Below are 15357 nucleotides of genomic sequence, written 5' to 3' on the forward strand. Positions count from 1 at the left end.
AAATATGTATTAAAATACATATAGGTTCGCAATTATAGCCAAATTTGATAACAAAAGGTGTGTCCATCGATGTCCTTTCTTCGCAAATATATCCGGAAGTACGGCAAAATGTTTGCCATTGCGGTGTTGTTCCTGATGCTGGAGGCCTTCTGCGACCTGCTGCAACCCACGATCATGTCAAAGGTGATTGATGACGGTGTTGCAACGGGAAGCATGAACAAGGTTTTTACTTTAGGCGGGCTCATGCTGCTTGTCACAGGAATTGGCGCCTTGTCAGCATCGATCCGCAACGTGATTTCCAGCCATGTCTCCCAGCGCTTCGGGGCAGAGCTGAGATCGGATCTGTTCCGTAAAATCCAGTCGCTGTCGTTTGAGCGCATGGACCACTTTGACAGGGCTTCCCTGGTCACGCGCCTGACCAATGATGTGACGCAGGTGCAGAATTTTATGAACGGTCTCATGCGTTTTTTCGTAAAAGCGCCCTTGCTGGGGATTGGTGCCCTGATCATGGCTTTGCGGCTCGATATTCATCTATCCGTGGTCCTTGCCATTGTAGTACCTGTCGTAGCGGTTCTCATTGTGATGAACATGAAGATCGGCTTTCCGTTCTTTATCCGCGTACAGCGCGCGCTTGACCGCGTGAATGGCGTCATGAGGGAATACCTGTCCGGTGTGCGCGTCGTAAAGGCGTTTAACCGTTTCGACTATGAAGTGGATAAATTTAAATCAGCCAATGATGAGCTGACAGATCGTTCGATGACTTCCATGCGGGTCATGTCGGTATTTGGGCCGGGGATATCGCTTGTCGTTAATTTTGGCATCATTGCTGTCCTTTGGCTCGGCGGGCTTAGAGTTGACAATAACCAGATGCAGGTCGGCAGCATCATCGCGTTCATCAACTATATGACGCAGATTTTGTTCGCGTTGATGATGATTTCGAACGTATTCAATATGTTTGTGCGGGCCAAGGCATCCGCCGGACGGATCGGAGAAGTCATGGTGGAGGACAGCGGTATGCCGGGCGGGGGCGCGAAAGCAGAGGCTTTTACCGGAGAACGCGGGCGGATCGATTTCGAACGGGTCAGCTTTGCTTATGCAGGCTCCGCGGGAGATCCGGTGATCCGCGATTTTACGCTGACCTGTCTGCCGGGACAGACGGTTGGCATTATCGGCTCAACAGGTTCCGGCAAGACCTCGCTGGTTCACTTGATCCCCAGATTCTATGATGCGACTTCCGGCAAAGTGAAAGTGAATGGTGTGGATGTAAGTCAGGTGGATCCGAAGCAGCTTAGGGATTCCATCGCGATCGTCCCGCAGAAAATCATGCTCTTTACGGGTACGGTGGCGGACAATCTGAGATGGGGCAAGGAGGATGCATCGGAGGAGGAGCTTGTGCAGGCGTCGCGGATGGCGGAAGCACATGAATTCATCATGGCTTCTCCGGAAGGCTATGGCAGCCGGATCGGCCAAGGCGGCGTAAACTTCTCCGGCGGACAGAAACAGCGGCTCTCCATTGCCCGGGCGCTGGTCAGAAAGCCGGAAATTCTGATTCTAGACGACTGCACGAGTGCGGTGGACGTAGCAACGGAAGGGCGGATCAAGGAAGCTCTGCGCACCTATGCCAAGGGGCTGACGTGCATTCTGATTGCGCAGCGGATCACCTCCGTCATGGATGCCGACCAAATCGTCGTGATGGACCGCGGGGAAATGGCCGGCAGCGGAACGCATGAAGAGCTTATGCTGACCTGCCGCGTGTACCAGGAAATTTACAAATCCCAGATGGGAAAGGAGATGCAGCCGAATGACGCAGAATAATCCGGCGCGTGAACAGAAGCAAGCTCCTCTACCTCAAGGTGCAGCGTCTCCTGGCGGAAGACCGGGCAGTCCGATGGGAGGAACCATGGGCAGAGGTGCAGGCGGGAAGCCCAAGAATCTTGGAGGAACGCTCCGGCGGTTATGGGGGTATTTCGGCAAAGAGCGGAGACTGCTGTCACTCATTCTGGCGTTTATTGTGGTGGATGCGGCCGTGACCCTGCTGGGTCCGTACCTGATCGGCCGATCCATTGACGCCATGTCGCCACTGGGCGGAGGAGTGAACTTCAGCTTGCTTCAGATCCTCATTATCGTCCTGGCCTCGGCTTATGTAACTGATGCGTTATTGACGTTTTTGCAGGGCTGGCTGATGGCCGGCATTTCGCAGAGGATCGTAGCCTCTTTGCGGAGAGCTCTTTTCGGGAAGCTCCAAAAACTGCCTGTGGCTTATTTCGACGCCCGTTCCCATGGTGAGGTGATGAGCCGGCTTACGAATGATATCGATAATGTGAGCTCAACGATTTCGCAATCGACCGTTCAATTGATGTCCGGCGCCATTACGATCGTGGGCTCGCTTGTCATGATGTTGATACTCAGTCCGATCTTGACGCTTGCGAGTCTGATTACCGTGCCGATTCTATTCGTGCTGACGCGTACCGTAACACGGAAGACCAAAGTGCTGTTCAAGGAGCAGCAAGTACAGCTGGGGATGCTGAACGGCCATATTGAAGAAAGCATCTCGGGCATGGAAGTGGTCAAGGCCTTCAACCATGAGGATAAAGCGATATCCGAATTTGAAAAGGTAAATCAGAAGCTGTTCGATGTAGGTTTGAAAGCGCAAATCCGCTCCGGTTTTCTCATGCCGATGATGAACGTAATCAACAACATCGGATTCGCTGCCGTTGCTTTGGTAGGCGGGGTCCTCGCGGTTAAAAGCCTGATTACCATTGGCGTTATCGCCAGCTTTATCAGTTACTCGCGTCAATTCGTAAGGCCGCTGAATGATCTGGCCAATATTTATAATTTGCTTCAATCCGGCGTTGCCGGAGCGGAGCGGGTCTTCGAAGTGCTCGATGAGAAGGAGGAGCCTGAGGATTCCAAGAGTGCGGAAGTACTGGATCAGGTTATGGGCGAAGTGGTGTTCGACCAGGTCAGCTTCGGGTACAGACCGGAAGTTCCGATCTTGAACAACATCAACTTTACTGCGAAGCCCGGAAGCAGTACGGCGCTGGTGGGTCCGACAGGGGCGGGGAAGACGACGATCGTGAACCTGCTGACGCGGTTTTATGATGTTACCGCCGGCTCTGTTCGCATCGACGGGACGGACATCCGGGACTATACGAGGGACAGCCTCCGCCGAAGCTTCGGATTCGTTCTGCAGGACACGTACTTATTCTCGGGGACCATCCAGGAGAATATTAAATACGGCAAGCCCGAGGCGACGGACGAAGAAGTGAAAGAGGCGGCGGCTATGGCGAATGCAGATGTATTCATCCGGCGTTTGCCGGAAGGGTATGACACGGTGTTGTCCGAGAATGGCGGCAATCTCAGTCAGGGACAACGCCAGCTGTTGGCCATCGCGCGCGTTCTGCTCGCAAGGCCATCCATCTTAATCCTGGACGAAGCGACAAGCAGCATCGATACCCGTACGGAACTGCACATCCAGGACGCGTTGCTCCACATGATGCAGGGACGAACGACCTTCATTATTGCACATCGGCTGAATACGATTCGGGATGCCGATACAATCATGGTTATCGACCATGGGGAAATCATTGAGAAGGGCAGCCATGAAGAGCTGATGGAGCAAAAAGGGTTCTATGCCCGCATGTTTGAGAGTCAATTCAAGAATCTGGAGAGTACGGTAGATATCGCCTCCGTTCCCCGGACTTCATAGTGAACCAAGTTAGGCAAGAAAGGCGCCCGTTCGCGGGCGTCTTTTTTTTTGTCTGCATCCAATAGATCGCTAAGATACGTACTTCGCCGTGACCCCAAAATGCTTGCCGGGTTGGTTTCCCAAAAAGGTCGTTTAATCCTCCCCTAATAAGAAAATAATACCTGTATAACATAGTTTTTGGCATGAGATCGTTCGTTTAAAACGTTTTCGTAAAGGGTATTTCTTAATTACAGAAGCTATTTATATAGAATGATCCAAGGTATCGCTTCCGGATCATCAGCTACTCATGATGCTGTATATGGGAATTTTAAGATTAGGGGGGTCCAGCATGAAAAAGGGAAGACTTCTGCTCGCCTGCGTTTTGTTCGTTTCGATGCTGTCGGGATGCGGAAACGGCGACGGGACAGACGGAAAGATCAAGCTCGAATTTTTTCAGAACAAACCGGAAGCAAAAGGTTCTTTTGACAAACTGATCGCGAAATTCAACCAGACGCATCCGGGCATCGAGGTTAGCCAGATCAACCCGCCTGATGCGGAAACGGTGCTCAAGACGCGCGTCGTCAAGAACGATATCCCCGATGTCATTGCCCTCGGCGCGACCGATACGTATTCCATCCTCGCACAGAGTGACATATTTACCGACCTGACGCAAAGCAAGCTCTTGGACAACATTGAACCAAATTATATCCAAATGCTGAAGGACATCACCGGCATGGATAAAGTGACTGCGGTTCCGTATGCAACCAATGCCAACGGCATCATGTATAACAAGGCCATGTTCAAAGAAATGGGATTGACCGTTCCGAAGACCTGGGACGAGCTGATTGCAACGGCGCAGAAGGTGAAGGACAACGGCAAAATCCCTTTTTATTTTACATACAAGGATGATTGGCAGACGAACCTTCCGTTTAATGCGCTGGCTCCGAATTTAGTGGGCATTGATTTCTTCAAGCAGCTGCGGGAAGGAAAGGTCACGTTCAAGGACAAATTCCGCGAGGTGGCGGAAAAGCAGCTGAAGCTGCTGGACTACGGCCATGGAGATAACTTCGGCAAAAATTACGCCGACGGCAACCGTGCCTTCGCCAAAGGCGAGGCCGCGATGTACATCCAGGGCAGCTGGGCGATTCCGGAGATCCGCAAAGCGAATCCGAAAGCCGATATCGGCTTCTTCCCATTCCCGACCGGCAACGACCCGGACAAGATCAAGCTGATCTCCGGGGTAGATTCGCTGCTGGCTATTTCGGAGGATACCAAGCACAAAAAAGAAGCGGAAGAGTTCGTCTCCTTCCTGCTCGAACCGGAGAATATCGGGCAATACATTCAGGAGCAGACGGCATTTGCCGCTGTCAAAGGCGTGAATCAAGACGACCCGGCGGTTGCCGAATTGCAGCCGTATTTGAAGAAGGGCAAGGTGCTGGATTTTGCGGACCACTATTTGCCTGCCGCGATGCAGCTGAACTCGATCGTACAGGGATTTTTGCAGAACCGGAACATCGATAGCTATTTGCAGACGCTCGACCGTGAGTGGGATAAGGTGCAAAGCCGCAAATAAACGCACGGATCAAAGGAGGAAGGAAGAATGACGAAGCGACTCACGGCTTTTTACTGGATGACCGTGCCTGCCGTTATCTTGTTTTTCATATTCATGACGCTGCCGGCCCTACAGGGTATTTATTACTCGTTCACGAACTGGAACGGCTTCGGCAAGCATTACGACTTTGTCGGATTTAAGAATTACATTAACATCTTCACGGATAACAACGTGGGCAACGCCTATTGGTTCACTTTTAAATTCGCGATCGTGACCACGATCCTGATCAATATACTCAGCCTGCTGATTGCGCTCGGACTCAATGCCAAGATCAAGTTCAGAAACTTTTTCCGCGGCATTTACTTTCTGCCGAATATTCTGAGCGTGCTGATCGTCGGGTACATTTTCAACTATCTGTTCTCGAACGTCTTTACGATTTGGGGCAAAAACTTAGGAGTCAGCGCCTTCTCGACCAACATACTCGGCAATGAGCATCTGGCCTGGATCGGGATCGTCATTGTGGCGGTATGGCAGGGGATTGCGTTCAACACGATTTTATACCTGGCCGGGCTGCAAACCATCCCGACCTCGCTGTATGAAGCGTCCAATCTGGACGGGGCCAGCCGCTGGCAGGAATTCTGGAAAATCACGTTCCCGCTAATTGCGCCGTTCTTCACCATTAACATGGTGCTCGCGATGAAAAACTCGCTGATGGTCTTCGACCAGATCATTGCCTTGACGGGTGGCGGACCGGGCCGGGCGACGCAGTCGATTTCGCATCTGATCTATACCGGCGGCTTCCAGGGCGGGGAATTTGCTTACCAGTCCGCGAACTCGGTCATTTATTTCATCGTGATTGCTATCATCTCGGTACTGCAGCTTAAATTCCTTCAGGGAAGGGAGACGGATATGTAATGCGAACGAAAACGAACTGGCTCGTCCTGGGTCTGATTGCCATCGGAACGATTCTGATTTTGTTCCCGCTGTATATGACAATTACGATAGCCTTGAAAAATCCGGAGGAAATGACGCGTTCTGTCTTCGCGATTCCGACAACCTTCCACTGGGAGAACTTCCGGAATGCGGTGAAGATGACGAACTTCTTTCAGGCGTTCCGCAACAGTGCGCTGGTGACCCTGTGCACGGTGGTGCTGACGCTGCTGACCAACTCTCTGGTTGCTTATGCCATTGCGCGGAATATGAACCGGAAGTTTTTTAAAGGTCTGTATTTCTACTTTATCAGCGCAATGTTCATCCCGTTTCCGATCATCATGCTTCCAATCGTCAAGCTGACCTCGGCGCTGCATATGACGAATCTGGTTGGTCTGACGATCTTGCATACGGTGTACGCGCTAGCATTCAATGTTTTTGTCTATGTCGGTTATATCCGCTCGATTCCGGTTGCGCTGGAAGAGGCGGCGACGGTGGACGGGGCGGGCACTTGGGGCACGTTCTGGCGGATTATTTTCCCGCTGATGGCTCCGATCAATGCCACAGTCGGCATTCTCATCTGCCTCTCCACGTACAACGACTTCCTGCTCCCGCTGATCATTATCAGCGACCAGAATATGTACACGCTGCCGCTGGTGCAGTACATTTTCCAGGGGCAGTTCAACACCGACTTCAATCTCGCGTTCGCTTCGTACCTGATGGCGATGCTGCCAATGATCATCATCTATCTGTTCGCGCAGAAGTGGATCATCAATGGGGTGACGCAGGGGGCAGTGAAATAGGCAGGCATTGGCTAAATAAAAGAGTGTCCCTCAGTGGTCTTTAGGCTGCAGGGATGCTCTTTTTTGCATTTGCAAGGTGCCCCGAGAACGAATCAACTCCTCCGCTCGCTGCCGCTTCTTCGGCATCGAATCATACTCTACGCTGCTTCGTGTGTCGTCCGCCGTCCCCCTAAGGGCAGAAGAAGCGTTTTTTTAGATATTAAGCGTTACTCTTCGTCTGGCTTGCTACTTGTTGACGAGGATCTGCTCCGCAAACGTTTGAAAATCTTCTCCTTGTTTTTCTTCAACAGTACAAACAGGGTGATCAGCACTGCCAGCACGACCATCGTGGCCGCAAAATAACGGGAGACTACATGCAGCAGCTGTTCGATATTCGGTCCGAATAGTTTACCGATGGATACATACACCAGCACCCATACCAGGCCACCGATATAGTTCAGTACGAAAAAGGTGCGCTGCGGCACTTTCAGTACACCCGATACGTATCCGGTGAAATGGCGGAGCCCCGGCACGAAATAACTGATCAGAATCAGTTTATTGCCGTATTTGCCAAACCAGGTCGTAACCTTCGCAAGGCGTGTTTGGTTCAGTAGAACGTATTTTCCGTACTGCTGAAGAAACGGCGTTCCCAGCCTGTAGCCGACGAAATACGTAATGGTCGTGCCAATAATGGCACCGATATACGAATAGAAGATGATGAAGGGGATATGGAAGTTGCCAAGCGAGGACATATGACCGGAAATGGCCATCGCGAGTTCTCCCGGGAAGGGAAGGGCGAGAGACTCCGAAAATAAACCGAGAAACAGCACAAGATATCCATATTGTTCAAAAAGATTGTTCATCCATTCCATGCTTTTGCTCCTTTATGGCGGGATTAGATTGCGTAATGCTCCCCGCGTTCGTTCAATGCACCATACAGAAGCACTGTATGGGAATCAAAGCCTGCCATTTGTTCCATTCTAATGAAATCGGCGAAGTGCCGAAACTGACCGGAGGCTAGGATGGAGCCAGACTTTGGTCTTGGCGGCCTGGCCGCTTGACTATTGATTTAGACGATAGGGGAAGGTTCAACCCTGCAAAGGATATGAAAATCAGGTATTCATCAATGGACTTTGGACAGGAGGACGGCGATAGAGAACCAATACCCCCAAAGCGCTGCTCGCGGATATTGCTGACTCGCTGGACGTGCAAAAAAGCATCCGCCCTCAATGGATACGGACGGATGCTTGTACGGTTATTTATTGGTGCTGTGCTGCTTGTTCGGCAGCGGTTTGCTGGAAACGTTTTGGCCATGGTTTTCTTTGTTCTTGCGCTGTTTCTCCTGATTATCATGAACCTTGTCCACAAAATCACGCGTACTGTCCGTCATTTACCCCTCGCTCCCTTCGTTATGGAAATGGCATTCCTTGTTACGATGTCCGAAGAAGGGAGATGGAATTCATGTTAGGCGGAGTCATTCCTCCATTCACTGTGGATGTCAGGGGATCCGGGAGGCGTAATGAATTCAGATTTTTTCGTCAGACGGATGATCCATGGCATTTGCACTAATTGTATACATTTCTTTGCATGAATTCACAGAGTGGACAGGCTGTAATCCTTGAGGTTACGGCCCTCTCAGCCTTTTCTCTGTTTTGTGTCGATCCCCAAAAGCTTGATTTAATCACATTTATGCGGTTGACAAAACCGAGCCAACTGATAGAATGATAACTAAATCAATCTAATTGAGAATGAGTATCATTCTTAACATATGTAGATTTATGCATATAGACTGAATAGATAAAATGAACTAAAGTGTTATTCTTCTCCATGAAACTCGTGATCATACAGGGGAGCAGCTACTGTTTCTTTAGTTCAATTTATAAAGAAAGAGTCGAATTCCTTATGAAAATTTGGTACTTGTGGGCAGCATTCATACTTTTATCCGTCATATCCCTGTTCGTGGGAGTTAAGGACATTACCCCGTGGGATCTTTTTCATCTGACACCGGAACAACAGCAAGTATTATGGATTAGCCGTATGCCTAGGCTTGTAAGCATTATTATCGCAGGCACCAGCATGAGCATCATCGGTCTGATTATGCAGCAGCTGACTCGGAACAAGTTCGTCTCTCCGACGACGGCGGGCACGATGGACTCGGCAAGATTCGGCATTTTGGTGGCGATGATGCTGTTCTCGAATGCGAGCACGCTAGAGAAGATGCTGGTAGCCTTCGTCTTCGCGCTGCTGGGCACTTTCATTTTCATGCGGATTCTTGACAAGGTGAAGTTCAAGGATACGATTTTTATCCCGCTGGTGGGATTGATGTTCGGCAATATCGTCAGCTCGATCACGACCTTTTTCGCGTATAAAAATGATTTGATCCAGAACATGTCCGCCTGGCTCCAGGGTGATTTCTCAACGGTGCTGAAGGGCCGGTATGAAATGTTGTACATCAGCATTCCGCTGCTCATTATTGCCTACCTGTACGCGAACCGCTTCACGATTGCGGGCATGGGCGAGGAATTCGCGGTCAACCTGGGGATGAACTACAAAGCCGTTGTCAACATCGGGCTTGTGCTGGTCGCTGCAGTGTCGTCGGTGGTTATTCTGACGGTAGGCACGATTCCGTTTCTCGGGCTGGTCGTTCCGAACATCGTAACGATGTACCAAGGTGATCATTTGAAGAAAAACCTTACGCATACCGCCCTGCTTGGCGCCGTGTTTGTCCTCTTCTGCGACATTCTGGGCCGGATTATCATTTATCCGTACGAAATTTCCATCGGTTTGACGGTTGGCGTACTGGGCAGCGCGATCTTTATTTTCCTACTCCTGAGAAGAAAGGCTTATGCATCATGAAAAAAAAGCTGATTTTCCTAACCATTATCGCCCTCGCGCTGATCGCCGTGTTCATGCTCATCCAAGCCGGCGGCCACTGGGATTACATCCTGCCTCGCAGAGGCAAAAAAGTGCTGGCGATGATCATTACAGGCGGGGCGATCGCTTTTTCAACCGTCGTCTTTCAGACGATTACGAACAACCGCATTCTGACGCCGAGCATTATGGGACTCGATTCGCTGTATATGCTGTTCCAGACCTTTATGGTTTACATATTCGGTTCGGCGGGCTTGACCATGATGGGCAAGAACGTGAATTTCGTCATTTCGGTCGGTCTCATGGCACTTTTCTCGGTGGTTTTTTACAAGCTGCTATTTAAGCGGGAAGGCCAGAACATTTACTTTCTGCTCCTGCTCGGACTGATCTTCGGCACCTTGTTTCAAAGCCTGTCGACATTCATGGAGGTGCTGATCGACCCGAACGAGTTCCAGATTGTGCAGGATAAAATGTTCGCAAGCTTCAACAACATCAACACGGAGCTGCTCGTGCTGTCGATCGTGCTGATGGCGGGGGTCGCGATTTATTTTACTCGGTATGCCAAGTATCTCGATGTCATTGCTCTGGGAAAAGACCAGGCGGTCAACCTGGGTGTGGACTACGACAAGGTCGTCAAAAGAATGCTGGTCGTGGTGGCGATTCTCATCTCCATCTCCACGGCGCTGGTGGGTCCGATTACGTTCCTCGGATTGCTCGTGGCTAACGTCAGCTACCAGTTCATGAAAACATTTCGGCATCATTTTCTCATCATCGGAGCCATGCTGCTCAGCGTCATCGCCCTCGTGGGCGGCCAGCTGCTGGTCGAGCGGGTATTCACCTTCTCCACCACGCTGAGCGTCATCATCAATCTGGCCGGAGGAGTGTACTTCCTCTACTTGCTGCTAAAGGAGAGTAAATCGTCGTGATCGAGGTCAAAAACGCAACCAAACTGTACAATGGCAAAACCGTCCTGGACGACGTGTCCGTCTCCATCCGCAAAGGGAAAATCACTTCCTTTATCGGCGCAAACGGTGCAGGCAAAAGCACGCTCCTGTCCCTGATCAGCCGCCTGATTAAAAAGGACGGAGGCGACATTCTGATTGAAGGCGAGTCCGTCGACAAATGCAAGAGCAGCGACCTTGCCAAAAAAATATCGATCCTCAAACAGTCCAACCACATTAACGTGAGGCTTACGATTCGCGAGCTGGTCAGCTTCGGGCGGTTCCCGTACTCGCAGGGCAAGCTGAGACCGGAGGACTGGGCATTCGTCGACAAGGCGATCCGCTATATGGAACTGGAGGAGCTGCAGCATCAGTATCTCGACCAGCTGAGCGGCGGCCAGCAGCAGCGAGCTTTCATCGCCATGGTTATTGCCCAGGACACGGAGTATGTGCTGCTCGACGAGCCGCTGAACAACCTGGACATGAAGCACTCGGTGCAGATCATGAAGGTGCTGCGGCGCATGGTCGACGAACTTGGCAAGACCGTTATTATCGTCATTCACGACATCAACTTCGCATCGGTCTATTCCGATGATATCGTGGCTCTCAAAAACGGGAGAGTCGTTAAAGAAGGACCCGCCGCGGAAATTATAGATTCCCCTGTGCTTAAGCAGGTATACGGCATGGACATCCAGATCGAAACGATCAACGATCATCGAATTTGCATTTATTTCTCTTAAAGGCTTCTCCTGCATTTATCACTTTCGGTAATGATATGGGATGTAACGCCAGCATGCCAGGGCCCGGCAGCACGGCTTGCATCGCATCATTTTATAAAAACAACATTTTGAGTAATTGAATTATTGCGCAGAGGTAGCGCAGGGGGCGGAATCGTTCTGAAGAAACGTCAGTGTTCGCCTTTGTCCCCGGATTTCTACCCTTTTAAATGGCAAATAAAGAAATCTGGGGACAACAGCGATCGGAAGAACGATCCGTCACCGGAGCGGCCGCCGTGCACAAAAGCGAGAACTTAAAAAATATTATGAGGTGACCACTGTGAAAAAAAGAAATATGCTCATGCTGATCATATCCGCAATGCTGGTGCTTGTGCTGGCAGCCTGCGGTAACAATAACAAAACCGCCGAAACGCCGGTGAATGAAACGGAGGCTAATGCCGCCGCCGCTCCTGAAGACAACCAAGAACTGACCATCAAGCATAAGCTCGGCGAGACCAAAGTGAAAAAGAATCCGCAAAAAGTCGTTGTGTTCGACTTCGGCATTCTCGATACGCTTGATAAGCTGGGAGTTCCTGTAACAGGTGTTCCTCAAGCTAACATTCCGCCATACTTGTCCAAATACGAAGATAAAAATGCCTATAAAAACGTCGGCAGCCTGAAAGAGCCGGATTTCGAAGCCATTAACGCGCTCGATCCGGACCTGATCATCATTTCCGGCCGTCAATCCGATGCTTACGAAGAACTGAGCAAAATCGCTCCAACCGTGTACCTCGGTCTCGATACCACGAAATTCATGGATTCTTTCAAGGAAAACATGAATACCGTCGGCCAAATTTTCGGTAAAGAAAATGAAGTGAAATCCGAGCTGGAAGCCATCGACAAGTCGATTGCCGAGGTTCATGACAAAGCTGCCGCTTCCGGCAAAAAGGCCCTGATCGTGCTTTCCAATGAAGGTAAGCTAAGCGCGTACGGCCCGAACTCCCGTTTCGGCATCATCCATGACGTGCTTGGATTCGCCGCGGCGGACGATAAGATCGAAGTATCCACGCATGGTCAAAGCGTAACGAGCGAATATGTAGCTGAGAAGAACCCGGACTACCTGTTCGTCGTTGACCGCGATGCTGCTGTGGCTACCGATAAGGACGGAGCAGCCGCTAAGAAAACCGTTGAAAACGAGCTGGTGAAGAACACCAACGCGTCCAAAGACGGCCATATCGTTTACCTGGATCCGAACTACTGGTACCTCTCCGGCGGCGGTCTGCTGTCCGTGCAGGAAATGGTGAAGGAAGTTGGAGAGAGCATCAAGTAAGCTGCCTTAAGCAGGCTGCGTACATTGGATACAAGCGTCTAACTGGCGCATCATCAAAAGGCTGTCTGCCATCCCGAGGGGATGGAGGCAGCCTTTTTGCTGTTTCATGGCTTATGTTATGAACCGTAACCAAGTGCGTTCCTGATTAGAACACATACTGCACCATGATCATGTATAGAACCGTTCCGCCGCCGATGCTCAGCAGGAGGTTATGCTTCCATTTGTGCACGCCGATGACGAACAAGCCGGCCAGCAGTTCAGGTATGCCGTAGGGCCAGGCCTGCGGGGAAACGGACTTGAAGCAGTAAACGATGAGCATGCCGATAATCGCAAACGGCAGCACTTTGCCCAGATAGGCTACAAAAGGCGGAGTCTTCCGATGAGCCGGAAACACCAGAAACGGCAGGACGCGGGTCAGCAGCGTAGCGGCCGCGATGACGAGAATCGTTAAGGCGGCTTCCGTGGTGGACAGAACCATTATTCAGACTCCTTTACATGCAATTTGCCTCTGAGAAGCGATAGGGAGACCAGGATGCCGGCCATGGCAAACAGAATAAAGCGGTCGGCTCCGAACAGGATAAGGCAAAGGGCGGTGATGACGATGCCCAGAATGGCTGGTACATGATTCTTGGCCTGCTCCCACTGCTCCACGAAAATAACGATGAACAGCGCCGTCATCGCAAAATCGATGCCCGTCGAATTAAACGAAATGAGTGAGCCCGCGATATTGCCGATTAGCGAGCCGGCGATCCAGTAGCCCTGATTGAGGAGGGCGATGAAGAACATGAACCATTTGGGATTCACGTTGTCCGGCGCTTTCACGGAGCTTAACAATGAGAAGGTTTCATCTGTCAGCGAGAACATCATGTAGGGCTTGAGCCTGCCCGACGCCTTGAACCGGTCCAGCATGGACAGTCCGTAAAACAAGTGGCGGGCGTTCACCATGAGCGTAATGAAAAAGGCAGCGGCGAGCTGAAAAGGACTCACCAATAGATTGATGGCGACAAACTGCATGGAGCCCGCGTAGATGAGGAGGCTCATCACGAAAGCCCATGCGGTATTGAATCCTTTGCTGTTCAAGAGGACGCCGAAGGCGATACCGAGGAACAGATAGCCCATCAGGACGGGCAGGGTATAAGGGAAGGCGGTTTTGAGTGCGTGTCGTTTCATTGTCAATTCTCCTGGCTGTAGTTATCTCGGAAGTTTGTCCGTTCGTTGGATATGATTTTAGTCTATCGCGAACCTATGGATCGGGCAATTGAAAATTGGAGTTATACTCGAATCCGGCATATGTCTTATAATAGAATGACCAAAACGAACGGATATGGGGAGGAAAGAAGCGGTATGGCTTATCTGGAGTTTGACCCGAGCGACTATTCCGTCACGTTTCAATCGGAAACGATTACGTTGTTGGCCAAGGAGTATGCGCTCCTCCGGTTTCTCTACCAGCATGCTGGTCAGACCTTCACGCGGGAACAGCTGCTGGATCAGGTATGGCCGATGGAATACCCGGTCGAGCGCACGGTGGATGATCATATTTACCGGCTGCGGAAGAAGCTGAAGCGCTGGAGCGCGCGGGTTCAGCTGGGTACCGTGCGGGGGCTCGGCTACAGCCTGGCGCTGAAGGAAGCCCCTGTACTTGCGGTTCCGTCTCTGACGGACAGCGGACTTCAACAGCAGATCCGGCAGCTGCTGGACACCTACCAGCTGCTTGGACAAAGCAAGGCGATGCTGGCCCTCGCCAATCAGCAGGAGGTGCTGGGCGTAAGCATCGATTCGCTGCATTTGAATTTTTTGCACTTTGTGCAGGCGGATCTGGAAGGACTGATGCAAGCCTCCGAAGCGGATGGACCGGGCGTATTATATTGGCTGCTTGCGTCCTATTATTCCTATTATTATGAGCCGCAGCAATGCCTGGGATATTTTGAACATGCGATTCGAGCACGCATTCTCCCGTACGAAATGCAGCGCGAGCTGGAACTGCTTAATATATTGGGGCTGTATGCCGATAACGGCCGAATGGCAGAGGATTTGGAGCGCGTGCAGGAGGCTTACCGGGTCATCGACGGGCTTGATGGCGAGCTTGATAGCTTTAGAGTCCACATCGCATCGGTTGAAATGTACATCCACCTTAAGGCAAGGAACGAGCAGGAGGCCGAGCGCTGCTCGGTCGCGATCGAGAAGATGCTTGCTGAAGCTCCCTATCTGCGGGAGATCTGCACCTATCATGGGCTGAAAGGAAGACTGCTGCTGCTTCAGGGACGCCGTTCGGAAGCCGCGACAGCATTCGAGCACGGCCTTGCTGTCGGCGAGGAGGCGCATAATATGCCGCTGCTCGTGCATTCTGTCATCGGGACGCTGGATTTCCTGGAGAACGTGCAGGGAGATCCTATGCTGCAGCGGAAATTCCGGGCGCGGTTGGTTGAATTTGACCGGATTTACGAACTTTCGATGCATAAGAAGCCAATAGAACTAGCTATTGAGCGGATTTTGGGATCCGTCTGATATTCCTCTGATATTTCCCCGTTAAAGTGAGCTTATCTTGAT

Annotated in this window: 14 protein-coding genes; 10 read left to right on the forward strand and 4 right to left on the reverse strand. The window is 51.1% G+C overall.

Annotated elements, in window-relative coordinates:
- Positions 1-69: 69 nt before the first annotated feature.
- The 5 genes from GRF59_RS22800 to GRF59_RS22820 all read left to right on the forward strand — a co-directional run bounded on the left by GRF59_RS22800 (position 70) and on the right by GRF59_RS22820 (position 6973).
- Positions 70-1815, forward strand: a complete 1746-nt coding sequence (locus tag GRF59_RS22800; protein ID WP_160500013.1) for an ABC transporter ATP-binding protein — start codon at positions 70-72, stop codon at positions 1813-1815.
- A 73-nt stretch (positions 1816-1888) separates the two neighbouring features.
- Positions 1889-3709, forward strand: a complete 1821-nt coding sequence (locus GRF59_RS22805; RefSeq protein WP_202128843.1) for an ABC transporter ATP-binding protein — start codon at positions 1889-1891, stop codon at positions 3707-3709.
- Between the two features lie 328 nt (positions 3710-4037).
- A complete protein-coding gene (locus GRF59_RS22810) occupies positions 4038-5261 on the forward strand; it encodes an ABC transporter substrate-binding protein (RefSeq protein ID WP_160500015.1) in 1224 nt (407 codons plus the stop codon).
- 27 nt (positions 5262-5288) lie between these two features.
- Positions 5289-6155: a carbohydrate ABC transporter permease gene (locus GRF59_RS22815; RefSeq protein WP_160500016.1), complete on the forward strand. Its 867-nt coding sequence runs from the start codon at positions 5289-5291 to the stop codon at positions 6153-6155.
- Positions 6155-6973 (forward strand): carbohydrate ABC transporter permease, encoded by an 819-nt coding sequence (locus GRF59_RS22820; protein ID WP_160500017.1) that lies wholly within the window; start codon positions 6155-6157, stop codon positions 6971-6973. The genes GRF59_RS22815 and GRF59_RS22820 overlap by 1 nt, the downstream gene beginning before the upstream one ends.
- Before the next feature lie 206 nt (positions 6974-7179).
- On the opposite strand, the gene GRF59_RS22825 is transcribed toward GRF59_RS22820, so the two are convergent.
- Complete coding sequence (locus GRF59_RS22825) at positions 7180-7824, reverse strand: DedA family protein (RefSeq protein ID WP_160500018.1); 645 nt, start codon at positions 7822-7824, stop codon at positions 7180-7182.
- Between the two features lie 383 nt (positions 7825-8207).
- On the reverse strand, positions 8208-8342 hold the full coding sequence (locus GRF59_RS22830; protein ID WP_160500019.1) for a DUF4023 domain-containing protein: 135 nt from the start codon (positions 8340-8342) through the stop codon (positions 8208-8210).
- Positions 8343-8854: 512 nt separating this feature from the next.
- Here GRF59_RS22830 and GRF59_RS22835 point away from each other — a divergent pair.
- The 4 genes from GRF59_RS22835 (at position 8855) to GRF59_RS22850 (ending at position 12810) form a co-directional block, all read left to right on the forward strand.
- Positions 8855-9808 carry an ABC transporter permease gene (locus tag GRF59_RS22835; protein WP_160500020.1) on the forward strand — a complete coding sequence of 318 codons (954 nt, stop codon included), beginning with the start codon at positions 8855-8857 and terminating at the stop codon, positions 9806-9808.
- Positions 9805-10749 carry an iron chelate uptake ABC transporter family permease subunit gene (locus GRF59_RS22840; RefSeq protein WP_160500021.1) on the forward strand — a complete coding sequence of 315 codons (945 nt, stop codon included), beginning with the start codon at positions 9805-9807 and terminating at the stop codon, positions 10747-10749. The genes GRF59_RS22835 and GRF59_RS22840 overlap by 4 nt, the downstream gene beginning before the upstream one ends.
- On the forward strand, positions 10746-11504 hold the full coding sequence (locus tag GRF59_RS22845) for an ATP-binding cassette domain-containing protein (RefSeq protein ID WP_160500022.1): 759 nt from the start codon (positions 10746-10748) through the stop codon (positions 11502-11504). Before GRF59_RS22840 ends, GRF59_RS22845 begins: the two co-directional genes overlap by 4 nt.
- Before the next feature lie 331 nt (positions 11505-11835).
- Complete coding sequence (locus GRF59_RS22850) at positions 11836-12810, forward strand: siderophore ABC transporter substrate-binding protein (RefSeq protein ID WP_202128845.1); 975 nt, start codon at positions 11836-11838, stop codon at positions 12808-12810.
- A 145-nt stretch (positions 12811-12955) separates the two neighbouring features.
- On the opposite strand, the gene GRF59_RS22855 is transcribed toward GRF59_RS22850, so the two are convergent.
- Positions 12956-13288: a branched-chain amino acid transporter permease gene (locus tag GRF59_RS22855; RefSeq protein WP_160500023.1), complete on the reverse strand. Its 333-nt coding sequence runs from the start codon at positions 13286-13288 to the stop codon at positions 12956-12958.
- Positions 13288-13980: an AzlC family ABC transporter permease gene (locus GRF59_RS22860; protein ID WP_160500024.1), complete on the reverse strand. Its 693-nt coding sequence runs from the start codon at positions 13978-13980 to the stop codon at positions 13288-13290. Before GRF59_RS22860 ends, GRF59_RS22855 begins: the two co-directional genes overlap by 1 nt.
- A gap of 120 nt (positions 13981-14100) precedes the next feature.
- Between GRF59_RS22860 and GRF59_RS30050 the strand changes: the two genes are divergently transcribed.
- Entirely contained in the window at positions 14101-15315 is a 1215-nt protein-coding gene (locus GRF59_RS30050) for a winged helix-turn-helix domain-containing protein (protein WP_272915016.1), read from the forward strand.
- Positions 15316-15357 lie beyond the last annotated feature (42 nt).

This window comes from Paenibacillus dendrobii, from assembly GCF_009807035.1.
GTDB classification, from domain to species: Bacteria; Bacillota; Bacilli; order Paenibacillales; family Paenibacillaceae; genus Paenibacillus_AQ; species Paenibacillus_AQ dendrobii.

Excerpts from the sequence above, each read along its gene's own strand:
- GRF59_RS22800 (WP_160500013.1), top strand. The coding sequence starts at position 70 with ATGTCCTTTCTTCGCAAATATATCCGGAAGTACGGCAAAATGTTTGCC.
- GRF59_RS22805 (WP_202128843.1), top strand. The coding sequence starts at position 1,889 with ATGGGAGGAACCATGGGCAGAGGTGCAGGCGGGAAGCCCAAGAATCTT.
- GRF59_RS22810 (WP_160500015.1), top strand. The coding sequence starts at position 4,038 with ATGAAAAAGGGAAGACTTCTGCTCGCCTGCGTTTTGTTCGTTTCGATG.
- GRF59_RS22815 (WP_160500016.1), top strand. The coding sequence starts at position 5,289 with ATGACGAAGCGACTCACGGCTTTTTACTGGATGACCGTGCCTGCCGTT.
- GRF59_RS22820 (WP_160500017.1), top strand. The coding sequence starts at position 6,155 with ATGCGAACGAAAACGAACTGGCTCGTCCTGGGTCTGATTGCCATCGGA.
- GRF59_RS22825 (WP_160500018.1), bottom strand. The coding sequence starts at position 7,824 with ATGGAATGGATGAACAATCTTTTTGAACAATATGGATATCTTGTGCTG.
- GRF59_RS22830 (WP_160500019.1), bottom strand. The coding sequence starts at position 8,342 with ATGACGGACAGTACGCGTGATTTTGTGGACAAGGTTCATGATAATCAG.
- GRF59_RS22835 (WP_160500020.1), top strand. The coding sequence starts at position 8,855 with ATGAAAATTTGGTACTTGTGGGCAGCATTCATACTTTTATCCGTCATA.
- GRF59_RS22840 (WP_160500021.1), top strand. The coding sequence starts at position 9,805 with ATGAAAAAAAAGCTGATTTTCCTAACCATTATCGCCCTCGCGCTGATC.
- GRF59_RS22850 (WP_202128845.1), top strand. The coding sequence starts at position 11,836 with ATGCTCATGCTGATCATATCCGCAATGCTGGTGCTTGTGCTGGCAGCC.
- GRF59_RS22855 (WP_160500023.1), bottom strand. The coding sequence starts at position 13,288 with ATGGTTCTGTCCACCACGGAAGCCGCCTTAACGATTCTCGTCATCGCG.
- GRF59_RS22860 (WP_160500024.1), bottom strand. The coding sequence starts at position 13,980 with ATGAAACGACACGCACTCAAAACCGCCTTCCCTTATACCCTGCCCGTC.
- GRF59_RS30050 (WP_272915016.1), top strand. The coding sequence starts at position 14,101 with ATGTCTTATAATAGAATGACCAAAACGAACGGATATGGGGAGGAAAGA.